The organism is Nocardia sp. JW2 (assembly GCF_051843015.1).
GTDB lineage: Bacteria > Actinomycetota > Actinomycetes > Mycobacteriales > Mycobacteriaceae > Nocardia > Nocardia coubleae.
This window is the reverse complement of sequence record NZ_JBPXLK010000044.1, coordinates 1-23003: the sequence shown is the minus strand read 5'-3', so window position 1 is coordinate 23003 and position 23003 is coordinate 1. Positions and strand designations below refer to the sequence as shown.

Sequence of the window (23003 nt, the reverse complement as noted above, 5' to 3'; positions counted from 1 at the left end):
CGCCGCAGGCGCGAGTCTCGAGCGCTGTTCGCGCGGCCCTCCAGGGGCCGCGCTCGAGCGCGCCAGCGCTCCAAAAATACAGCCCAATACCTTTATGGTGCACAAAACACCAAGGTGGTTCCATACCTCCCTGGTGCACAAACCACCAAGGTGGTTCCATACCTCCCTGGCGCTCAAAACACCGAGGTGGTTCCTTACGGCCGGGAGCCCACCACCTAACGAACTCCCCCCAAACACACGAAAAACCCCGCTCCCTAACAGGAGCGGGGCTTCTACAGCGAGCCTCTACTTCGGCTTGTCAGCCCAAACAGTAGTGCCGTCCGGCGCCTGCAGCACCTGCAGCAGTTCCAGGCCGGTCACAGCCATCACCGGCCCGCCGATGGCGATCATGCCGATGATGCCGCCCGCTGCCGCGCCGACCGTCAGGCCGGGCAGGCAGCCGAGCGGGATGGTGACGACGCAACCGATGACGGCGCCGATGGCGGTGCCGACGAAGGTGCCGATGGCGGTGCCGATGCTGAACTTCGAGGAGAAGTCGTTGATCGCCTTCTGGTTCTCCTGGGCGGAGGCGATCTCCTGGCCCTGCAGGACCGGCTTGACCGCGACCGGCTGGGCCGCGATTTCGACGCCCTGGGGACGCTCCGGCGTCAGTTCGAGCACCGTGGAGTCCTTGACGACCTCAGCCTTGGTCGGGATCTCCGTGCCGGAGATCGAGAAGGCGATCGGCATGGCCATGACGACAGCGCCGGTGCTGTCCTTGATCTCGGCAACCTGGGTCTTCGGCGCTTCGGGAGTCTCCCCCTCCTGCTCCACCAGCGAGAAGGTCCCGTTCTTCACGGTGGCGACCACGGTCTTGTCGACCAGCTTCACCGAGTACTTGATGCCCTCGGGCGCCACGGGCTCAGCATGCGACGTCCCAGCGGCCACCGTCATGGCCCCGATAACCAAGGCGGCACCCGCAACGGTTTTACGGATGTTCATTGAAGTTCCTATCCATCAGGTGTGGTGCGGCGTGCGATCAAGCGACACGCGAGACTCGTCAAGCGGACGCACCCTTGTGAGATGCTCCCAACTTCTCCCCGAGCAGTGTGAAGACCGGCACAGCAGACAGAACGTCTGGAGCCTAGTAGACCGAAACCCCTGATGCCAGCACAGTTTCCAGGGGCATGGGTGAGGCTGCCCTAACCCACGCTGCCGACAGAGGAGGTTTCCCATGCTCAATCACAAACACGACCCCACCGGGGCAAACATGTCAGTGACATACATCACATAATCATCGGTACGTACGGCTGTTCAGCGACCGCCCCGGCAACCTGCCCGCAAGGAAATCGACGGCGAATCCGAGCACGCCGATCACCAGGATGATGGCGACCACCTGATCGTAGGCGAGCTGGTCACGGGCATTGAGGATCTGGTACCCGAGTCCCGATCGCACACCGAGCATCTCGGCGGGCACGAGCACGATCCAGGCCGTGCCGAGCCCCAGCCGCAGCCCGGTGCGGATGTGGTCGCGCACCGCCGGAATGATGACAACGCGCAGCTGCTCGGCCCGGGTCGCGTGGAACGAGCGCGCCACGTCGAGGAAGCCGCGATCGATGGCGTGCACCCCCGCCACCGTGTTCAGCATGATCGGCCACACGGCCGCCGCGGCGACGAGGAAGTACACCGGCTGGTTGCCGATGCCGAACACGGCGATGGCGATCGGGGTCCACGACAGCGGCGAGATCATCCGCAGGAACTGCACCACCGGCGAGGCGGCCTGTTCGATCCGCGTGCTGAGCCCGATCAGCAACCCGATCGGCACACCGAGCACGGTGGCGATCGCGAGCCCGATCAGCAACCGCCACAGGCTGATTCCCGCGTCGGAGACGAGCACACCGCGTTCGTGCAGATCGGCGATGGCGGGCAGCACGTGCTGGGGCGCGGTGCGGCGCAGCAGCGAGTGTTCCGGGGAGAGCACCGTGGTCGCCGTCCACCACAACCCGACGGTGACGAGCACGGCGAACACCGGCGGCCACACCCTGGCCAGGACCGAGCGCGAGACGGTCGAGCCGGTTTTCGGTGGGGCTTGGGTCGTTGTAGTCACAGCAGGTGCACCTGTTCAGTTCGGTCGAGGCCGGTGAGCCCGAACGCTTGTCGCCCACCCTGTGCGGCAAGGGAATTCAGCACGAAGGTGTCGTCGACGAGCTCGCTGTGCGCGCGGGCCGGGTCGAGGGTGTCGAGGAAGCCGCGGTCGCCGTCGACGACGGTCTCGTGCATCTCCTCGACCAGCCGCCGGGTGAAGCTCGGGTACGGGTAGGGCTGGAACCCCACCAGCTGCGGCGACCAGTCGGGCCGCTGGAACTGGTAGGGCGGGTTGGGGTAGGCGAGCGCGGTCCGTACGGCTGGTAAGGGTTGCGGCAGGTAGCTGCCGGCGGTGAGCGCTTCGGCGGCGTGCGGCCGGTCGGTGCCGATGCGTAGCTGCGCCGCGACCACCGCGTCGGTCACGGCCTGGACGGCGTGCGGTCGTTCGGCGATCACGTCGTCGCGGGTCACCAGCACGCAGCAGGCGTGTTCACGCCACACGTCACCGAGGAACACGTGGATGCGCCCGATCTTCTTGATCTGGGCGATGGCGTTGAACGGGTCGGCGACCACATAGCCGGAGATGGACCTGTTGGCCAAGGCGGGAACCATGTCCGACGGACTCATCACGATGAGCTCGACGGTCCGCTTGGCGCGCGAGGCGGTCCGGCGAACCACGGGGGTGATGTCGTGGGCGCGCAACAGTTTCTGCAGCACGATGTTGTGGATCGACCACCAGAACGGAATGGCCACCTGGGTGCCGATCAGCTGTTCCAGCTCGGTGATGTCGGGTGCGACGGTGAGCGCCGACCCGTTGGTGTGGTTCCACCCGAGCACCCGCACGTTCGCCCCGAGCACCTGCCGCAGCTGAATCGCCATGGGCATCAACAGGTGCGCCACATCCACCTGACGGGAGACGAATGCTTCCGCCAGCCCCGACCAGCTGCGGAACATCACCGGTTTGGCGCTGCTCACCGACCCCGCGGGGTAGAGGTGTGCCGAGTGCGCGATCAGCAGCGGCGCCGCGTCGGTGATCGGCAGGTACCCGATGCGCAGCGCCTGTTCGCGCCGTTGCCCGGCGCCTGCCGCGCTGCGGACCAGGTCGGCCGACCCGTAGAGCCCGGCGGCCGCGGTGACTCCGGCCGCCCCGGCGAGCAGGTGCCGTCGTGAAAGCCCGCTCACGACACCACTACTTCGTCCGGGTGGTACTGCCCGAGGATATCGGCGCGCAACGCGTCGCCGCCGTCACGCACCTCGGTCCATTCGCGCCGGATGCGGCCCTTGTCGAGCAGCACGATGCGGTCGGCCAGATCCATCGCCTCGTCCACGTCGTGGGTGATGAGCACGACCGTCGCCTCGATCTCGGTGACGAGTTCGGCCAGCCATTTCCGCAGGTCCAGGCGGGTTGCCGGGTCGAGCGCGCTGAACGGTTCGTCGAGCAGCAGCAGCCGGGGCCGGGTGGCGGCCGCACGCAGCACGGCGACGCGCTGCGCTTGCCCGCCCGACAGCTCGCCGGGGTACCGCTGCGCCAGCGCCCCCAGTCCGAAACGGGCAAGCAGGGTTTCGGGGTAGTCCTTGTCGAACTCGCGCCGGTGCGCGGCGAACCGGCCGGCCAGCGAGATGTTGTCGATGACGGTGAGCCAGGGCAGCAGCAGCGCCTGCTGGAAGACCACCCCGGTGCGCGGCCGGGCACCGTCGGTGCTCCAGCTGATGGTTCCGGCGGTCAGCTGTTCGAGTCCGGCCAGCACGCGCAGCAGCGTCGATTTGCCGCTGCCGCTCGGGCCGAGCACGGCGAGGAATTCACCGCGGTCCACGTGGAAGTCCACGTCGTCGAGCACGGTGCTTTCGCCGAATGTCTTGCCACCGCCGTCGACTTTCAGTTCCCAGATACTCAATTCGGCCGTCTCTCGAGAAAAGTGTCACCAAGGGCCGCGCGCACCGACGTCGGCGCCGGTGCGCGCGGAGTGCCTACGCGCCTTTGACGCCGGTCAGGCGGGTGTACATGCCGCCGTGCAGGTAGTCGACGACCACGTCGGTCAGCCGGTCACGGAAGACCTGCTCGAACGGGTGCAGCTCCCGGAAATGCGATCCGACGATGCCCGACTTCACGAAGTTGTAGCCGTTGATCGGGTACCGGCTCAGCCCCGACGTGCGCGGCAGCGCGTCGATGATGCGCACCTGGGTGCCCGGCGTGAGGTTGCCGAGCAGTTCGGCCAGCTTGTCCGACGGGTGCGGCACACAGCTGAACGCGATGCAGCTGAACAGGACGTCCACGTCCTGGTTCACGGGCAGTTCGGCGATGTCCTCGGTGAGCAGAGTGACGTTGGGCCAATGGTTCTCCTCGACCCGCTTCTGCGCCTTGGCGAGGATGGCGGCGTTGTTGTCCACCCCGATCACGTGCCCGGTCGGCCCGACCGCGGAGAGCAGCGCGGGGAAGGCGAGGCCGGTGCCGCACCCGAGGTCGGCCACCTTCTTACCGGTGAGGTCGAGGCCTTCGACCAGGCCCGGATGCAGTTTGTCGATGCCACCGAGGGACAGGAACCACGCCGTCCGGTCGTAGATGGGGGCCGCGATGTCGTACCGCTCTGCGAATTTCATGCGAATCTCTCGGATCTCTCGTCGGTGGGTTATCGGGGGGTGAGCCGGACGTTGAAGCCGCCCTTGATCATCGGCGCGAGGCCGGGGTCTTCCACGAGCTGCCAGTTCGGCGGGAGCTCGATCTTGTAGCGGCTGAAGATGAGCGCGACCAGGTACGGCGCGATGAGGTAGCCGAGCTGCGCGCCGGTGCAGCGGTGCGGGCCCGCGCCCCAGGCCAGGTAGTGCAGTACGCGCGGCTGGTCGACCCGCTTGCTCTGGTCGTAGAAGCGTTCGGGGTCGAACACATCGGGGTCGGTCCACCAGCGCGGGTCGCGGTGGATCGTCGAGATCGGCACGCCGAGCATCGTGTTGGGCGCGATGTCGTAGCCCTGGTAGTTCGCGCCCCGCGCGGTGAATCGCAGCAGCAGCGGAAGGCCCTGCATGCGCATGCCTTCCTCGAAGCACGCCTTCACCCAGTGCAAGCTGCGCACCGATTCGATGGTCGGCTTGGACAGGTCGACCGAACTCGCCTCTTCGACCAGCCGGTTCTTGGCTTCCTCGGCCAGGCAGGTCCGCACGACGGTCTGGGTGATGGCGCCGGCCGTCGTGCCGTAGGAGGCACTGGTCATGGTCGCCACGTCGAAGCACAGGTCCCAGAACGTCATCGGGGTCTTGAGCTTCTTGTAACCGGCGAGCATGCCGTCGAGCACGTCGTTGTAGGTGCCCAGCGACGGCGAGTTCTGCCGTTCGACCACTCGGTCGCGCACGATCTTTCCCGCCGAGTACACCGCCCACGGCCGGATCTTGTACCGCCCCCAGGGGCGAACCAGATTCGGCGGATCCGCGATCTTCAGTGTGGAACCGAGGAACTTCGTGAAAGTCGACAGACCGTCGTGCAGATCGTGAATTTCCTTGGGCGTGAACGGTTCTGTGAAGGTCTGGGCCAGCACGCCGCGCAGCAGTGTCTGGAAGATCGCCTCTTGGAGGTCGGTCACACCGTCGGCGTCGGTCGCGGCGGCGATATTCGACTCGAGGCTTGCCAGGTAGGCATCGGCATTGGCGTGGAAGGTGCTCTTGAGGCCGTCGCGGGTCACCAGAGGGCTGACGATGCGGCGCCGCTCGCGGAACAATTCGCCCTCGATGAACGACAAACCGTTCTGCCGCTTGGCAATCGCGGGATGGTAGTTGCCGAATTTGCTGTAGTCGCCGGAGGTGTCGCCCATCGCCGCGTGTGCGTCTTCGGGATTGGCGATCACCACCAGGTCGCGCAGCGGCAGTTTGATCCGTACGACATCGCCGTACTGGCGCACCGCGTCACGCAGGAATTTGTTGCGATCCTTGGCGTATTCCGGGTAGGAGCCCATGATCCGGTGACCGGGCGGGCCGGGCAGGTGCCGATTGGAGAGCCTGCGACTGGTGATTCCGGTGACGGATGGCACCTTCTCCGCCGTGGCGTGGGGACATTTCTCGGTCATCACAAACCTTTCCTCTTACGGAAGACGTGGGCACGGACCAGCCCGCCGAGGTGCCGGGCCGTGGATTCCAGTTCCAGGCCGGCGTTCTCGCAGCGCGCGAGGGTGTGTTCGACGCCGCGATCGAGTTCGACTTCCCTGGTCATGTGCGCGACGGAATCCATGCCGGCGATGGCTGCGACACCGCGGATGAGTCGCAGCCGCAGCTTCAGCAGGTTGCGCAGCAGCGGGCTGTCGGGCATGGCGAGTTCGATCAGCAGGAAGCGCCCGTCGGCACGCAGCACCCGCACCGTTTCGGCGAGCGCGGCGGCGGGGTCGTCCATGTCGTCGAGCGCGAAACACATCACGGCGGCGTCGAAGCTCGACGACGGGAAGTCGAGCGATTCCGCGCTGCCGAGAGCGAGCTGCCAGTCGTTGCTCGGCCGCTTGCGGCGCAACCGGGCGAATTTGTGCGCGGCGACCGCGAGCATCTGCTCGTTGAGGTCGACGGCGACATACGACAGGCGCAGCGGGTACACCGCCGCCAGCGCGGCGCCGATCTCGGCCGTCCCGGCGGCGATATCGAGCACTTCCGCGCCGGGGCGCAGGTCGAGCGCGCGGACGGCGCGGCGGCGCAACCGTTTGTCGCCGCCGAGGGTGAGCAGCGAGTTCACCGCGTCGTAGCGCGGTGCGATTCGGGTGAACATGGCCTGCGGGGTGGCGGGGCGTGTTCCGGCCATCGCGATCTCCTCGGGTTTCACCGGCGCGGGTCGGCGCGGCGCGCGACGCGCACCGCCTTCTCCGCGCCGAAGGCCAGCAGGGTGGACAGGGCGCCGGTGCGGGCGTTCTTGCCGTCGCGGGCCCACCCGGTGAGCAGGCCGGCGAATTGGCGGATGTGCGCGCGGCCGGCGAGTACGGGTGCTTCGGCGGCGGGGATTCTGGCGTCGATCAGCGTCGGCCCGTTCCCGGCGAGTGCGGTGCGGAAGGCGTTGCCGAACTCCTTGGCGCTGCGCACGGTTGTCGCGCGCACGCCGCAGTGCCTGGCGAACCCGGCGAAGTCGATTTCGTGGAAGCCCGACGCACGGTCGGGCCAGCCCATGATCCAGCTCTCGAATTTGATCGCGGCCAGGGCGTTGTTGTTGAACACCACGATCACCAGCGGCGAACGCACGTCGGCGGCGTTGCGCAGTTCGGCCAGGGTGATGCCGATGCCGCCGTCACCGACGATCGCCACGGACACCTCGTCGGGGTGGCGCACGGCCACGTCGACGGCGGCGGGCACCGCGAATCCCATGGTCGCGAACGAGGCCGTCCACAGGTAGCGGTGCGCCGAGCGCACGTAGCGGTAGGCCCAGAGCGTGTTGATGCCGACGTCGACGCTCAAGGTCGACGGCTTGTCCAGGCTCGCAAGTTCGCTGTCGATGATCTGGGCCACCGTGGCGGCGCGGAGTTTGCGTGCGCTCTCCCTCGGCTTGCGGCGCGACCGTTCGGCGACCTCGGGTGCGTCGCGCTCCTCGCCGAGCAGGCCGACCAGAGCTTCGATGGTTTCCCGCGCGTCACCGAGCAGCCCGACCGACTCCGACGGCAGACGAAGGAAGGTGAGCGGATCGGTGTTCACCGAGATCACCGGATTGTGCCCGACCATCTCGAAAGCCGAACCGCGCCAGGACACTCCGACAACGATGACGAGTCCGCTACGCCGGACCCGCTGCATGGCGTCGTCGGTCCCGGAGGTGCCGACCAGTCCCGCGCAGTGTTCGCCGACCACGTCGGCCGCCAGCGCACCCATCGTGCAATAGAGCGGACTGCCTGTGCGAGCGGCCAGTTCGACGAGTTCGCGTCGCGCGCCCGCCGCCCCGCGCCCGACGATGATCGAGATGTCCCCGGCGGCACCGATGAGTTCGGCGGCGCGCACGATGTCCTCGGGTGCCGCGGTCGCGCGGCCGGGCAGCCCGATCAGCGACGGCGGGATCGCGAACGACCGCGCGCTGTCCACGAGGGCGGCGCTGGTGCGGGCGGCGATCGCGGTTCGTGTCACGTGGATGTGGGTGACGCCGCGTCCACCACCGGCGATGGTCGTGAAGGCGTCGCGCAGCCGGACCGCGTCCTGCGCACCACCGTCGAGAACCACCGAGACGGCGGCGATATCGGCGAGCACGTCGACGGGATCGAGCAGCCAGGGTGCGGTCTCGACGGAGACGAGCACCACGGACGCGTCGTCGAAGGCGGCGTCGTAGAGCCCATTGAGCTGGCCGAGGAGTTCGGCCGGTGAGGTCACCACGGCGCAGGAGGTGGTTCCGTCGGCCTTGTACGCCGCGGTCGCCCGCATGGCCGCGGCCTGGACATCGGCGACGACGTGCAGGTCCAGCTCAGCGGCGGCACCGAGCCGCGCACGGCTGTGCTTCGACAGGTACGCGGAGCCGATGCCCCGGTGCGCGAGTGCCGCGAGCAGATCGGTGACGTAGTCGACGACATCCACATCCGGCGCCGGAGCGGGCCGGTCGTCCGCCAGCGCCGAGGTGAGGACGAGGGCCGGACCGTGCCGGTCCTCGCTCAGGCGCGACCGCAGTTCGGTGGCGTCGCCGGCCCAGAACACCCCGATACCGAACGCCTTGGCCAGGTCGCTCACCGGCACACCGGGCTCGGCCCGGCACACCACGGTCACCGGCACGTCGTACCGTGCGGCAGTGGAGAATTCGGAGATGTACTGGTCGAGCGAGCCCAGGTCGGTGAGCGCGTAGGAGCGAGCGCCGTTCGCGAGGGCCAGACCGATGGCCAGCGGCAGCGCCGAACCCTCAGCCTCGAAATTCCAGCAACTGTGCAGGTGCGCGCGTTCACCGAGATAGCGGCGGGCCAGTTTCCTCGTCGCCCCGGGGTCGACCGCTACCGACGCACCGGCGAGCGCGTCGGCGAGTACACCCCAGCCCTCGGGCGCGCTCGGATCTGCCGGTGCGACAGGCGCGCTCGCCGCGGCCGGGGTACCGCGCCTGCTCCACACAGCCGACACCAGCGCGTGCAGGATCTGCGGAACCTCGCCCGCGATCCCGATCCGCCGACTCTCCTCGTCGAAGCCCGACGTGGCCACATCGGTGATCTCGAGCAGCAGCTCGAGCGACGGAAAGTGCCGTGCCACACCGGCGGTCGGCCTGCCGATCAACAGCACCTGCCGGGCGTCGGACTCCTCGACCGGCGGCACCGACCAGTCCGGAATCCCCGCTTCGGGCAGGGCGACGATCGGCACATCCAGTGCGTCCGCGAGCAGCAACGCACAGTCCGCGACGGCCCGACCGCCCGCACCGAGCACGATGACACCCGGTGTGGAGCACAGGTATTCGGCCAGATCTTCGACACGCTTCTTGTCCACGTCGGGCGTTGTCCGTGCGCCGAACCGGTACGGGCTCTGTTGTTCGAGCCCCTCGAGGGGCGAGTTGAGCACGTCGGACGGCACGGCCAGGTGCGCGGAGGTCTGTTCGAGCCGCACCGACAGCACCGTCTGATCGAAGACGGCGAGCTGATCGGGCGAGACGATGTCGGTGGAGCGCCACGTTCCGTCACGGAACAGTCGCGCCGAGTCGATCTCCTGGAACGATTTCGTGCCGATCTCGGCGCGCGCCACCTGGCCTGAGATGGCCAGCACCGGCACCCGGTCGTAGAGCCCGCCGTACACGCCGGGCAACAGGTGCGTGGCACCCGGTCCGGCGGTGCCGAAGCACACCCCGACGGTGCCCGACCCCTGCGCGTAACCGACCGCCATCCAGGCGGCCGCACTCTCGTGCCGCACCGCGATCAGCTCGATCTCCGACCGCCGTCCTACCGCGTCGACCAGGCAGTTCACCGATTCGGCAGGCATGCCGAACAGGTAGCGCACGTCGTGGCCGATCAGCCGGTCGACCAGGGCGTCGGCGAACCGTGGCCGCCCGAGCACGTCGGCGCCCAGATTGGTGTTCATCTGCATGTCAGTGCCTCCACTCGTCTGTATCCCCGCGCGAGTACGTCGACGACGTCGGCGAGGTGCCCCCTGGCAGGAACCGTGATCCGGACGCCCGCGTCCGGGTAGCAGCGCACCGCGATGCCCGACTCGGCGAGGTGCGCCACGAGTGCCGCCGGGTTCGGCGTCGGCACCCAGACGAAGTTGCCGGACGAATCGGGCACGTCGATGCCGTGTCCGCGGATGGCCGCGACGAAGTCCGTCCGCACCGCGATCACCGAATCGACCTGTGCCTCCAGCTCGTTCACCACGCCGAGGGAGGCGACGGCCGCGGCCACCGCGAGCCGGTTCACCCCGAACGGCATCGCCATCGACCGGCAGGCTCCGATCAGGTCACTGTGACCGACGGCGTAACCCACCCGCAGGCCCGCCAGCCCGTACGCCTTCGAAAAGGTGCGAAGTACAACAAGGTTGGGGTGCTCCTGCGCCATACGCAGGGCCGCCGACCGGTCGTTGTCCCGGTCGAATTCGATATACGCCTCGTCCACCACGACGACCGTGCGCTCCGGCACTCGTGCCAGTACCTGCTCGATCTCCTCGGGCGTCACCTGTTCACCGGTCGGGTTGTGCGGTGAGCAGATCAGGATCGCGGCCGCGTCGTCGCCCGCCGCGGCGACCATCTGCGTCAAGGGCTGCCATCGGTCCGGTGTCCCGATCACCGGCACCGCGATACCGCCCGCGCCGAGGACCACCCGTTCGTAGGCGTCGAACGCCGGCACCGCGTAGACGACCCGTCCACCGTGTCCGGCGACCCAGCGCAGCAGATAGGCGAGCACACCGACACTGCCCGGCCCGACGACGACTTGATCCGTTGTGCAGCCGGCGAATTCGGCGATGGCGCTGCGCAAATCGCCGTACGCGGCGGCAGGGTAGGCGGCCGCGTGTTCGACCTCGTCGGCGATCGCGGTGCGTACGCTCGGCAGGGGCGCGAAGGGCAGCGCGTTGTTGGACAGGTCGAGCGCGGCCGCCGAGGTATCGGCCTCCTCACCGGATCGATATTCGTCGAGTAATACCGTGTCGCGCACCGCTGTCGTCCTTTCCGCCGTCACCCGATGTCTTCCTTTTTCCGCGTATCGAGTTTCAGCGCGTCCATAGCGAAAATAACCACCAAAGATCCGGCGACAACAAGCAGCGAAGTAATAGATGGACCCGCCAGCAAAACCCAGGTAGACAGATATCCCGTCGATACGATCATGTCGAATCGAAGCATGTTGTTCGCCGATTGACTGTCGTCGCGCAGGATCATCCGCGCGCCCTGCGCACATGCCACGGGGAACCAGGCCAGCGCGAACAAATACTTCGCTTCGAATTGCCCGGCGACCACCAGGAAAAGCGGACCGAGATAAACGAGAACTGTGGCGACGGCAGCAGCGACAGCCGCCTGCTGCCGTGTCGCGAATATGGTGGCCGAGGTCGACAATCCGGCTTCGCGATCACCCTCGAAATCCGGCAGGTTCTTCACGAATCCCTTGGCGACGAACCAGAGCAACAAATACGCGGCCATGCTGAGGAAGGACCAATTTCCCGCGATCGCCGGACCGTTCTCCACGACGGCGGGCGCCATCAGGAACGGCAATGCCACATCGAGCGCGAAGAACACGAGCGAACCCATCGGCCGCGCCTTCATCCGCAGCGGCGGCAACGAGTACTGGTGGGCGATGAGCAGGCACAGGGCTGTGAGCAGCAGGAATGCCGGGCTCACCACGGCTGCGGCCACCAGCATCACCGCACCGGCGGCGTAGCTGCTCCGCAGCAGTCGCCGGCGACCGTACAGGCCGAGCAGGTACAGCCGGGCCGGGATGTTCTGGTTGTCCTCCGCGATATCGGAATAGGCATTGAACAGATTCGCCACGGCGCTGTAGAGGAACGTGACGAAGAAGCCGAGCAGAACGTCGATACCCATCGGCACGTTCAGCAGTACACAACCCAGATAAAACGCGAGCATGCCGGGCAGGCAGGTGCGCGGCCGCGCGAACGAGAGAAACAGGCCGACCCGTTCCACCGTGCCCGTGGTGAACCCGTCGGACGAGTTCACCCAGTCGATTCTTTTCTCCGCCGATTTATGCAGGAATTCGTCAAGCGTCGGTTCAGGAATTGTTCCAGTCACAATCAAAGCCCACTCGTCACCCGTTTGCGGCCCGGCCGCGGAAGAGGCGGCTGGGGCGACCATACCCGAGTTCCGAAAAGAGCGGCAGTGTGTGCAACCGGCGCTTTCTCCGGTTGCACACTCCGGCCGTTTCGCAAATGGGGTATAGGTTTCCCTATGCTGATCGACTTCGTGCCCGACAAGAACCTCTACCCCTTCGAGTCACGCTGGTTCGACTCGTCCGCAGGCCGTGTCCACTACATCGATGAGGGATCGGGGCCGGCGATTCTGTTCTGCCACGGCGTCCCCGCCTGGAGCTTTCTCTACCGCCACGTCATCGCGGAGCTGCGCACCAGGTACCGCTGCGTCGCCGTCGACTATCTCGGCTTCGGCTTGTCCGAGCGGCCCGAGGGTTTCGGCTACACCGTCGCCGAGCACACCGGCATCCTCGGTGAGCTCATCGACCACCTCGGCCTCGACGACTACGTGCTGATGGGGCACGACTGGGGTGGCCCGATCGGCCTGGGTGCCAGCATCCCCAGAGCCGGACGCCTGCGCGGAATCGTGCTGGGCAACACCATCTTCTGGCCCATCGAGGCGATGGCGAATCGCGTCTTCGCCCAGGCCATCCGCACCGGACCGATGCAGCGGCGCGTTCTCGAGCAGAACTTCCTCGTCGAGCGCGTGTTGCTGTCGGAACTCGGTAAGACGTTGAGCCCGGCCGAGATCGACCACTACCGGTTGGTGCAGCCGTCACCGCAGGCACGCAAGGGACTCGCGGTGATCGCCAAGCAGATCGTCGACGCCCGCCCGCTGATGGCTCAGCTCGCCCGCGACGTGCCCGCGGTCCTGGCCGACAAGCCGACGCTGCTGGTGTGGGGCATGCGCGACATGGTGTACCGACCCAAGGCCCACATCCCCCGCATGGTGTCGACCTTCACCGACGTGGAGGTCGTCGAGCTGCCGCAGGCCCGCCAGTTCATCCAGGAACACGCGCCCGTCGAGATCGCCGAGGCCATCGCCAAACGGTTCCCCTAGGGCAGTGCGGTCGCGGCGACCGGCGCGGGCGCATCCGATTCCGCGCGGGATCGCCGCGCCAGCAGGAACGCCGCGACCGCCGCCGGCCCGCCCATCACGATCCCGTAGGTGGCGGCGGGCACCGCCATCGCCTCGCTGCCGAGCGCCGACACCGCGACCGCGATGGCCAGCGTCGCGTTGTGGATGCCGATCTCCATGGACGAGGCGATGGCCTGCCGGATATCGACCCCGAACCAGCGGGGCACGTAATAGCCGACTGCCAGGCTCAGCACGGACAGCACCACGGTGATCGCGCCGAGCTTGCCGAAGTTCGCACGCAGCGTGTCGAATTCGGATCCGACGGCCACGCCGACCGCCATGACCAGCACCACCATGGAACCGAGCTTCACCGGTCTACCCATCCGGTCGGCGAACGCGGGCCGCGCGTGCCTGATCCACATCCCGACGGCCACCGGCACCAGCACGATGACGATCACCTGCACCAGCTTGGCCGGTTGCAGCCCGACCGAGGCGTCACCGTCCATGAACGCCGCCACCGACAAGGTGATCACGATCGGCATGGTGAACGCCGCGATCACCGAGTTGATCGCGGTGAGCATGATGTTGAGCGCCACATCGCCACCGGCGAGGTGGCTGAACAGGTTGGCCGAGGTGCCGCCCGGCGAGGCGACGAGCAGCATCATGCCGACCGCGAGCACCCCGGTGAGCCCGAAGGCGAGCACGAGCAGCACACAGATCAGCGGCAGCACCACGAGCTGGCAGACGAGGGCGACGGCCGCCGCTTTCGGATGGCGGACCACCCGCCGGAAGTCGTCCGGTGTCAGGGTGAGTCCGAGGCCGAGCATCACCACCACGAGCGCGATCGGCAGCACCACCGCGAATTGCGAAGAACCCATCATCACTCCTGTTTCGCCCGGTCGGCCACCAGCAACTGCCCCAGGGCGATACCACCGTCGTTCGGCGGAACCTGCCGATGGCTGTACACCGCCAGTCCGGCGCGTTCCAGCATCACCATGCAGTTGACCAGCAGGAACTCATTGAGGAACACGCCACCGGAGAGCACAACCTGCCGAATAGCGTTGGTGTCGGCCAGGTTCCGGCACTGCCGGACGACCATGGCGACGACTCCGCTGTGGAACCGCCTGCTGATCTGTTCGAGCGGGGTCCCCGCGGCCAGGTCGGCCGCGATCGCACGGATCACCGGTCGGTGGTCGACTTCTCCTGCGGCATAGCCGAATTCGTAACCGTCGACGAGCGTGAGGTCGCGATCGAGCAGACCCTCGAGTTCGATCGGGCCCTGCGCCTCGTATTCGGCGCGCGAACACACGCCGAGCAGAGCCGCTACCGCGTCGAACAACCGACCCATACTCGTCACCTCGGGCGAGTTGATGCCACGGGCGCACATGGTCGCGTAGACGTGTCTGCGGTCGTCATCGAGCGTCTCGAGCACCGAAAAGGCCTGCACCGCAGCATTGATCGACCCGAACGCGTCGACAGCGACAGCGACACCCGTCCGGATCGGTTCGCGCACAGCCTGATCGCCACCGATCAGGGCCACCCGCCGCAGATGCGCTGCCCGATCGACCTTGCCGTAGTCACCGACCAGGAACTCACCACCCCAGATGGTGCCGTCCGTGCCGTACCCGGCACCGTCGAACACCACGCCGATCGCGGGCCCGTCGAGCTTGTTCTCCGCCATGCAGGCCGCCATGTGCGCGTGATGGTGCTGCACCGCGATCGGCGCACCTGTCTCTCCGATACCGCTGTGGCCCATATTGATCCGGAAGTCCGGGTGCATGTCGTACACCCCGGCCTCGGGTCGCAGGTCGTACAGCGAGGCCAGGTGGGCAGCGGTTCGGCGGTGCGATTCGAACGTCTCGTCGTTCTTCAGATCACCGATGTGCTGGCTCAGATACACCCGCGTGCCGGCCGACAGCGCGACCGTCGTCTTGAGTTCGGCGCCATAGGCGACCAGCGGTCGCAGTGAACGACCAACCTCCACCGGGTACGGCGCGTACCCGCGCGCACGGCGCAGGAAGGTCAGCAGTGGCCCGTCCAGATCCGGGTGGATCGATACCCGGACCACGGAATCGTCCACCCTGGACTCGATTTCGCGGTCGTGGTACAGAATCGCGTCCGCGATCTCGAACAGGTGCGCCAGCGCGTCCGCATTGCGGTGCACGATGGGGTATCCCGACACATTGCCGCTGGTCATCACGAGCACGTCGGTGTCGGCCTCGTCGAGCAGCAGGTGGTGATGTGGCGCCGAGGGCAGCATCACTCCCAGGTTCGGATTCCGTGGCGCGACATTTTCCGGTACCGCGCCAGTACGCTTGCGGGCCAACAGGATCGGGCGAGCCGGTGAACGCAGTACCTGTTCCTCGGCAGGCGACAGTTCGACGATCCGATGCGCCGTGTCCAGATCTCGCACCATCACCGCGAACGGTTTCGAATCACGCCGCTTGCGCTTGCGCAGCAGCGCCACGGACGCGGCATTCATCGCATCGACTGCCAGATGGAAACCGCCGACACTCTTCACCGCGACGATCCGACCGTCCGACAGCTCACGCACACTCCGGCTCAACGCGTCCTCGTGCACCGTCCCGTCGGGGTAGGCGAGCAACAGCCTCGGCCCACAGTCCGCGCAGGCGTTCGGCTGTGCGTGAAACCGCCTGCTCATCGGATTCCGGTATTCCGCATCGCAATTCGCACACATCGTGAACGCGTGCATGGTGGTCTGCGATCGGTCGTAGGGCAACGCCCGGATGATCGAATACCGTGGCCCGCAGTTGGTGCAGTTGATGAACGGGTAGCGATAGCGCCGGTCGGCCGGGTCGCGCAGCTCGGCGAGACAGTCCGCACACACGTGGGTGTCGGCGGGGACGAGCGCCACCTTCTCCCCCGTGTGCTCGCTGGGCACGATCTCGAAACTCGACGCGCCCGACCCGCCCGCCACCCGGCTCAGCGCCACCACCCGGTCCACCCGAGCCAGCTCGGGCGCCCGGTCGGCCAGCTCGGCACAGAACAATTCCAGCGCGGCCTCACCGCCGCTCGCCTCGACGAGCACGCCCTCTGGATCGTTGCGCACCCAGCCCGTGAGCTGCCGCTCGCGGGCGAGTTTGTAGACGAACGGGCGGTACCCCACGCCCTGCACGACCCCGGTCACCCTGATCTGCCAGGTGGCGGTCATGGCAGCCCGGTCAGCACAGGCGGGGCAGCTCGGCGCCCCGCAGCGGTTGCAGTGTCGATTCGCGTCCGTCGGCGTCGCGCAGCACGACCGCGGCGCCGTCCCGGCCGGTCACCTCGCCGATCACCGTGGCGTGCCTGCCGTACTCGTGCCCGCGCAGTGCGGCCACGATGTCGGAGGCGGCGGCCGGGTCGGCGAAGATCGCAAGGCAGCCCTCGTTGGCGCAGTTCAGCGGGTTGATGCCGAGCATGTCGGCAGCCATCGCGGTCTCGTGCTGGATGGGCAGCGACTGCTCATCGATGGTGATGGCCTTGCCCATGCGGCCCGCGTATTCGTGCAGCACCGCCGAGAGGCCACCGCGCGTCACGTCACGCATCGACCGCACCGCCTCGCGCGGCACCGCCGCGAAGACGCCGTCGATCATCAGGTTGAGCGGCGCGCAGTCGCTGAGCACCCGGCTCTCGAAGCCGAGCCCCTCCCGGATGGAGAGCAGGTGCACCGTGTGATTGCCGATCGGGCCCGACAGGATCACCGCGTCGCCGGGGCGGACCGCGTCCATCCGCAGCGGTTCGCGCAGGAAGAACCCGACACCACTGGTGTTGAGGTACAGCTGATCGGCCTCGCCCGCCCGCACCACCTTCGTGTCACCGCACACGATCTGCACCCTCGCCTCGCGCGCGGTCTCGCGCACCGACGTGAGCACGCGCTCGAGCTGGTCGAACGACAATCCGGCCTCGAGAATGAGCCCGAGGGTGAGATAGCGCGGCACCGCACCCGAGACGGCCAGGTCGTTGACGGTGCCGCAGACCGCGATCTTGCCGATGTCGCCGTTGCCGAAGAACGGCGGGTCGACCACGAAACTGTCGGTGGTCATCGCGATCCGGTCGCCCTCCACGGGCAGGACCGCGCTGTCCTCCATCTCCCCCACGTATACGTCGCCGAGGGTGCGGGCGATGAAGTCGACCAACTCGCCCGACAGCACCGCGCCGGTGCCGTGGTCGAGCTGGATGTGCTGCGTGGCCACGGTCATGGTGTCTTGGTCTCCTTGCGCGGGATGCCGCCGGTGGTGTCGATGAGCCGCAGGATCTCGGCGGAGTCGGCGACGGTGGCGCAGTAGCTCTCCAGCCAGTCCAGCGCCCGCACCCGGTCGGCCTCCTGCGCCGAGAACACGCAGTCGCCGGGCACCGCGACGATGTAGCCGCGGAAGAAGGCGTCGGCGGCGGTGGTCTGGATACAGATCTGGGTCTGCAGACCGATCAGCACCAGCGCTTCCACGCCCTCGGCTTGGAGCCGGTCGTGCAGGTCGGTTTCGTAGAAGCCACTGTCCTTGCTGCGTTCCTGGATCACGTCGTCGGGGTCGACGAATTCGCGGATCACCTCGGCGCCGGGAGTTCCGCGCAGTGCCGGTACGCGACCGTCGTAACGCTCGGCCAGCGGGTCGTCGGGCTGATTCAGGAGTTGCAGGTGATAAACCGTGCAGCCCCGCTTGCGCATTTCGGTCAGGAATTCGTTCACCCGCGGCGTCGCAGCCGCGATAGCGGCTTCCCGCTCAGGATTCTTCCCGACGATGTCGTATTGCAATCCACTGGTGACAACGGCGATTTTGGACATGCCGATCCTTAGGTCCGTAAGAATGGGAAACAGTTCGGAGTTCAGGCCGAACGGGCGCCCGGCGAATTACCGTACGCATTATCGGAAGCGGCTTGCAGGGCCTGGGCGATATTCGCCCAATTGGCCGCGCATTGATTGGCGAGTTCGATCACATGGTAGGAGGAATGGGGTCGCACGAATTCGACGATCTTCTCGGCGTCGCCCGCGTTCACCGCGTGCTGATGCAGCCACCGCAGCAATTCGCGCCCGCCGACGCTCATCCGCAGCGCCGGGTCGCGCGAGAGCACGGCGAGCAGGGCGTCGAGGTCCACCTGCTTCTTGTGCGGTGTCGGCGCGAGCCGGTCGTTGTCCGCCGGTCCACCGGGCACCGGAGTCCTGGTGTCGTCGGGTTGGACCAGCGGGCCCATGCCGCTTTCCAGCCGGGCCCGGACGTCGCGGACGGTCGACGGCGAGAGGCCCACTTCGCGGGCGATGGAACGCAGCGAGGCATCGGGGCGGGCCAGCAGGAGTTCGGCGGCCGTTTTGCGCGCCGAATTCGTGTCGACCGGCCGGAGCCTGCCGTCACTGCCGAGCCGATGACTCGCTTGCGACGTATCGCCGGTACCGCTTCTGATCGAGGCCACGGTTTTCGCGGAGAGCCCCGCAGCGGTGGCGATCGACCGATTCGACCAGTGCGGATGGGAAAGGATGATGCGTTCCGCCGCAGCTCGGCGATCGGCCAGCGACAACGGCAGGCCGTGCCGCACATTCTCTTGTACGCCGAGAATGAACGCCAATTCTTCGGAACCTTCGACCATATACGCGTCGATGTGCGTGAGGCCTTTGCGTAGCGCCGCGCTCGTCCGGTGAAATCCGTCGATGATCCTATTCGTCGGACGATGGACGAGAATGGGCGGCAAAGGCCATTCCGCCTCGACCAGCCGCTCGATATGAGCGGGGTCCTCCCCTTCAAATCTGGGGGAGCCCGCCATGACGAGCGAGGCGATTTCCACAGACTGTTTTACCCGGTTGGATTTCAGCGGGCGATTCACCTATCAAGCCCCCCAGTCTTTCAAGCTGTACATCGATATCAAGATCAAGAGCCGCGTAAAAAAATATCGCAGTGAGCCAATTCGGGCAAGTGTTCGATCCGAGACCCTCGCCCGGGTCGCCGCGCCGGTCAGGGGCGTGCGGCGCCCTGCCCGACCGGCCGGTAACGAACCGACCTGACGGTGTCCAACTGGTGAAACCCACAGTTGGACAGGCATGTTCATGCCTCGAAGTCACGATCCGCCCAGCCGGCGCGCCGAGAATAGAATGGTCTATGCAACTCACAGCCGTGAGCCCGCTCAGGTGAGAATGTGAATTCGCTGGGAATTATTTCCACGGACCGAACAAACTGGACGATAGATTAATTCCATCTTGTTTCACATCGCCGCCGAGCATCGGGCCCCGCCGCACGAGCCCCGGCTGCCGCACCCGCCGCCGCGCAAGCCCCATCGACACGCGGCCCCGCCCGCGGCGATCCCGGAACAGGCCACAACGGCCAGGCGCCAAATCAACCCCTGAACTGCAACGTTAGGATGATCCTCAGCTCCGGGAAGACATCGAAGCTACCCGCCGGTAACATAGAATCCGTACCCCTACTGGCGGGTAACTTGGACCGTACTATGATGCGACCTGGGACGAGCGGCACCGCGTCGCTTCGTGAACGAAAGGCCACAGCATGAGCCCCATATCTTTGACGTTGGGCATCATCTCCATTCTGGTCGGTGTCCCCGCGTGGATCGGGTTCGGCCTCGCCATCCGGAAGATGGCTCGGACGATCATGCTCGGGCAGCCCGCCCCCGACCGGTTCACTCCGTTCGTGCCGCGGTTCGCCACCATGATCAAGGAGTTCGCCGCGCACACGCGCATGGTGAAGTTCCGGACCGTCGGCTGGGCGCACTGGCTCGTCATGGTCGGCTTCATGCTCGGCTTCGTCACGGTCTTCCAGGCGCAGGGGCAGATCTTCAGCCCCACGTTCACCTGGCCGCTGGTCGGTAACACCTTCGTCTACCACCTGCTCGACGAACTGCTCGCCCTCGGCACCATCATCGGTGCGATCGTGCTGATCGTCATCCGTCAGCTGAACCACCCCCGCGTCCCCGCCCGGCAGTCGCGCTTCTCCGGCTCCAACTTCTTCGCCGCCTACTTCGTCGAGCTCATCGTGCTCGTCGAGGGCATCAGCATGCTCGGCGCGAAGTCCCTCGTTCTGGCCTACACCGGCGAATCCCACGCCAGCAGCGACTTCGTCAGCATGCACATCGCCTCGGTGCTGCCCGCCAGCGCGGAAGCGGTGTCGGTTTTCGCGTTCTTCAAGCTGATGGCCGCGCTGGTCTGGGTCGTCGTGGTCAGCCGCAACGTCAACTGGGGCGTCGCCTGGCACCGTTTCGCCGCGTTCCCCAACATCTACTTCAAGCGTGAGGCCGACGGCGGCGTCGCCCTCGGTGCCGCCAAGCCGATGATGTCGGACGGCAAGGTCCTCACCATCGAGAACGTCGACCCCGATACCGACACCCTCGGCGCGGGCAAGATGGAGGACTTCTCCTGGAAGGGCTGGCTGGACTTCACCACCTGCACCGAGTGTGGTCGCTGCCAGTCGCAGTGCCCCGCCTGGAACACCGGTAAGCCGCTCTCGCCCAAGCTGCTCATCATGTCGCTGCGCGACCACGGCTACGCCAAGGCGCCCTACCTGCTGGCCGGCGGCCGCAAGGACATGGGCGGCGACGAAATCGGTCTGGTCGACGCCGACGGCAAGCCCGACGAGGCCAAGCTGGCCGAGATCACCGAGGAAGCCCGCGCCGAGGCCGAGCGTCCGCTCGTCGGCGGCGAGGACGTGCACGGTGTGATCGACCCCGAGGTGCTGTGGAGCTGCACCACCTGTGGTGCCTGCGTGGAGCAGTGCCCCGTCGACATCGAGCACGTCGACCACATCATCGACATGCGCCGCTACCAGGTGCTGATCGAGTCGGAGTTCCCCTCCGAGCTCGCCGGTCTGTTCAAGAACCTGGAGAACAAGGGCAACCCGTGGGGTCAGAACTCCAAGGACCGCCTGAACTGGATCAAGGAAGTCGACTTCGACATCCCGGTCTTCGGTAAGGACGCCGACAGCTTCGACGGCTACGAATACCTGTTCTGGGTCGGTTGCGCAGGCGCCTACGAGGACCGCGCAAAGAAGACCACCAAGGCCGTCGCCGAACTCCTCGCCACCGCGGGCACCAAGTTCATGGTGCTCGGCGCCGAGGAGACCTGCACCGGTGACTCGGCTCGCCGCGCGGGCAACGAGTTCCTGTTCCAGCAGTTGGCGATGCAGAACATCGAGGTCATCAACTCGGTGTTCGAGGGTGTCGAGCAGTCCAAGAAGAAGATCGTCGTCACCTGTGCGCACTGCTTCAACGCGCTCAACAACGAGTACCCGCAGGTCGGTGGCACCTACGAGGTCGTGCACCACACCCAGCTGCTGAACCGCCTGGTGCGGCAGAAGAAGCTGGTCCCGGTGGCCACGGTGTCGCAGAACATCACCTACCACGACCCCTGCTACCTCGGTCGCCACAACAAGATCTACAACGCCCCGCGTGAGCTGATGGAAGCCTCCGGTTCGACCCTGGTCGAAATGCCGCGCCACGGCGAACGGTCCATGTGCTGTGGTGCCGGTGGCGCCCGCATGTGGATGGAGGAGCAGCTCGGCAAGCGCATCAACGTCGACCGTGTCGACGAGGCGCTGTCCACCAACCCGACCAAGATCGCCACGGGCTGCCCGTTCTGCCGCGTCATGCTCAACGACGGCGTCACCGCGCGTCAGGAGCAGGGCCAGGGCGAGGGCGTCGAGGTGGTCGACGTGTCGCAGCTGATGCTCGACTCGATCACCCGCATCGATGCCGCTGAGCTGTCGGCGAACCTGCTCGTCGTCCAGGAGCCGAAGGCAGAACCCGAGGCGGAGCCCGAACCCGAGCCGGAGCCCGTCGCCGAAGCCCCTGCCGAAGCTGCCCCGAAGGCCGCGCCGGCTGGTGGCGGACTCGGTATGAAGGGCGCTGCCAAGGCGCCCGGTGGTGGCCTGGGTATGAAGGGTGCCGCGAAGGCTCCCGGTGGCGGTCTCGGCATGAAGGGTGCCGCCAAGGCGCCCGGCGCGAAGGCCCCTGCCGCCGAAGCGGAGTCGGCCCCGGCCGCGCCCGCCAAGGGTCTCGGCATGAAGGGCGGGGCGAAGGCTCCCGGTGGGGGTCTCGGTATGAAGGGCGGCGCCAAGGCTCCGGGTGCGAAGGCGCCCGCTGCCGAAGCTCCGGCCGCCGAATCGGCCCCCGAGACCACCGCTCCCCCGGTCAAGGGTCTCGGCATGAAGGGTGGCGCCAAGGCGCCCGGTGGCGGACTCGGCATGAAGGGCGGCGCCAAGGCGCCCGGCGCCAAGGCTCCTGCCGCTCCGGCCGCCGATGCGGCTCCGGCTGCCGATGCGGCTCCGGCTGCGGAAGCGCCCGCCGAAGCTGCTGCCACGGAGACCAAGCCCACGGTCGCCGCCAAGGGCCTCGCGATGAAGTCCGGTTTCAAGCGCCCCGGCCCCAAGGCTCCGGGCGCCCCGAAGCCCGCGGAATCGGCACAGGCCCCCGCCGCCCCGGCCGCGGACTCCGCGACCGAGTCCGCACCGGCCCCTGAAGCCCCTGCCGCCGAACAGGTTTCGGCCCCCACCGAAACCAAGCCGACCGTCGCCGCCAAGGGCCTCGCCATGAAGTCCGGCTTCAAGCGCCCCGGCCCCAAGGCCCCCGGCGCCCCGAAGCCGGCGGAACCGGCAGCGGCCCCCGCCGAACCGGAAGCCCCGGCTGAGCCCACCGCCCAGGAAGACACGGCCCCCGAGCCCACACCTTCCAACGGCAACGGCACCCCACCGGTGGCCCCGCCGACCGCCAAGCCCGGCGGCCTCGGCTTCAAGTCCGGAGCAAAGGCCCCCGGCCGCAAGAACTGACAACTGAACAACCCGGTGAGGGGCGGCTT

17 protein-coding genes are annotated in these 23003 nt (G+C 67.2%); 2 read left to right on the top strand and 15 right to left on the bottom strand.

The annotated features are described in order from the left end of the window. Positions 1-285: 285 nt before the first annotated feature. The 10 genes from ACSVDM_RS30275 to ACSVDM_RS30230 form a co-directional block, all read right to left on the bottom strand. Positions 286-981, bottom strand: a complete 696-nt coding sequence (locus ACSVDM_RS30275) for a hypothetical protein (RefSeq protein ID WP_067497071.1) — start codon at positions 979-981, stop codon at positions 286-288. A gap of 292 nt (positions 982-1273) precedes the next feature. Continuing rightward, the gene (locus ACSVDM_RS30270; RefSeq protein ID WP_439269098.1) at positions 1274-2086 is read right to left on the bottom strand and encodes an ABC transporter permease; all 813 of its coding nucleotides are present in this window, start codon (positions 2084-2086) and stop codon (positions 1274-1276) included. After that, positions 2083-3246 (bottom strand): ABC transporter substrate-binding protein, encoded by a 1164-nt coding sequence (locus ACSVDM_RS30265; protein ID WP_439269097.1) that lies wholly within the window; start codon positions 3244-3246, stop codon positions 2083-2085. Before ACSVDM_RS30265 ends, ACSVDM_RS30270 begins: the two co-directional genes overlap by 4 nt. Next, positions 3243-3959, bottom strand: coding sequence for an ABC transporter ATP-binding protein (locus ACSVDM_RS30260; RefSeq protein WP_439269096.1), 717 nt, complete (start codon positions 3957-3959; stop codon positions 3243-3245). The genes ACSVDM_RS30265 and ACSVDM_RS30260 overlap by 4 nt, the downstream gene beginning before the upstream one ends. A 73-nt stretch (positions 3960-4032) precedes the next feature. Continuing rightward, positions 4033-4662 carry a class I SAM-dependent methyltransferase gene (locus tag ACSVDM_RS30255; RefSeq protein ID WP_067497078.1) on the bottom strand — a complete coding sequence of 210 codons (630 nt, stop codon included), beginning with the start codon at positions 4660-4662 and terminating at the stop codon, positions 4033-4035. Between the two features lie 29 nt (positions 4663-4691). Then, a complete protein-coding gene (locus ACSVDM_RS30250; RefSeq protein ID WP_439269095.1) occupies positions 4692-6116 on the bottom strand; it encodes a cytochrome P450 in 1425 nt (474 codons plus the stop codon). Then, on the bottom strand, positions 6116-6832 hold the full coding sequence (locus tag ACSVDM_RS30245; RefSeq protein ID WP_439269094.1) for a class I SAM-dependent methyltransferase: 717 nt from the start codon (positions 6830-6832) through the stop codon (positions 6116-6118). Before ACSVDM_RS30245 ends, ACSVDM_RS30250 begins: the two co-directional genes overlap by 1 nt. Positions 6833-6849: 17 nt before the next feature. Next, a complete protein-coding gene (locus ACSVDM_RS30240; protein ID WP_439269093.1) occupies positions 6850-10041 on the bottom strand; it encodes a thiamine pyrophosphate-dependent enzyme in 3192 nt (1063 codons plus the stop codon). Beyond that, positions 10038-11129: an aminotransferase class I/II-fold pyridoxal phosphate-dependent enzyme gene (locus ACSVDM_RS30235; RefSeq protein ID WP_439269092.1), complete on the bottom strand. Its 1092-nt coding sequence runs from the start codon at positions 11127-11129 to the stop codon at positions 10038-10040. The genes ACSVDM_RS30240 and ACSVDM_RS30235 overlap by 4 nt, the downstream gene beginning before the upstream one ends. After that, complete coding sequence (locus ACSVDM_RS30230; protein ID WP_439269091.1) at positions 11126-12250, bottom strand: UbiA family prenyltransferase; 1125 nt, start codon at positions 12248-12250, stop codon at positions 11126-11128. Before ACSVDM_RS30230 ends, ACSVDM_RS30235 begins: the two co-directional genes overlap by 4 nt. A 93-nt stretch (positions 12251-12343) precedes the next feature. Here ACSVDM_RS30230 and ACSVDM_RS30225 point away from each other — a divergent pair, with 93 nt between their 5' ends. After that, a complete protein-coding gene (locus ACSVDM_RS30225; RefSeq protein ID WP_439269090.1) occupies positions 12344-13204 on the top strand; it encodes a haloalkane dehalogenase in 861 nt (286 codons plus the stop codon). Here ACSVDM_RS30225 and ACSVDM_RS30220 read toward each other — a convergent pair. The 5 genes from ACSVDM_RS30220 to ACSVDM_RS30200 are packed head-to-tail and all read right to left on the bottom strand — an operon-like array spanning position 13201 to position 19033. Beyond that, on the bottom strand, positions 13201-14100 hold the full coding sequence (locus ACSVDM_RS30220; protein WP_439269089.1) for a bile acid:sodium symporter family protein: 900 nt from the start codon (positions 14098-14100) through the stop codon (positions 13201-13203). The genes ACSVDM_RS30225 and ACSVDM_RS30220 overlap by 4 nt on opposite strands. Positions 14101-14102: 2 nt before the next feature. Beyond that, a complete protein-coding gene (gene hypF / locus ACSVDM_RS30215) occupies positions 14103-16394 on the bottom strand; it encodes a carbamoyltransferase HypF (protein WP_439269088.1) in 2292 nt (763 codons plus the stop codon). 10 nt (positions 16395-16404) lie between these two features. Next, positions 16405-17421 carry a hydrogenase expression/formation protein HypE gene (gene hypE, locus ACSVDM_RS30210; protein ID WP_439269087.1) on the bottom strand — a complete coding sequence of 339 codons (1017 nt, stop codon included), beginning with the start codon at positions 17419-17421 and terminating at the stop codon, positions 16405-16407. Beyond that, positions 17418-18002: a cysteine hydrolase gene (locus tag ACSVDM_RS30205; protein WP_357150625.1), complete on the bottom strand. Its 585-nt coding sequence runs from the start codon at positions 18000-18002 to the stop codon at positions 17418-17420. Before ACSVDM_RS30205 ends, hypE begins: the two co-directional genes overlap by 4 nt. Before the next feature lie 41 nt (positions 18003-18043). After that, on the bottom strand, positions 18044-19033 hold the full coding sequence (locus tag ACSVDM_RS30200; protein WP_439269086.1) for a ParB N-terminal domain-containing protein: 990 nt from the start codon (positions 19031-19033) through the stop codon (positions 18044-18046). A gap of 674 nt (positions 19034-19707) precedes the next feature. On the opposite strand from ACSVDM_RS30200, the gene ACSVDM_RS30195 reads away from it, so the two are divergent. Continuing rightward, positions 19708-22974 carry a (Fe-S)-binding protein gene (locus ACSVDM_RS30195; protein WP_439269085.1) on the top strand — a complete coding sequence of 1089 codons (3267 nt, stop codon included), beginning with the start codon at positions 19708-19710 and terminating at the stop codon, positions 22972-22974. Positions 22975-23003: the final 29 nt, after the last annotated feature.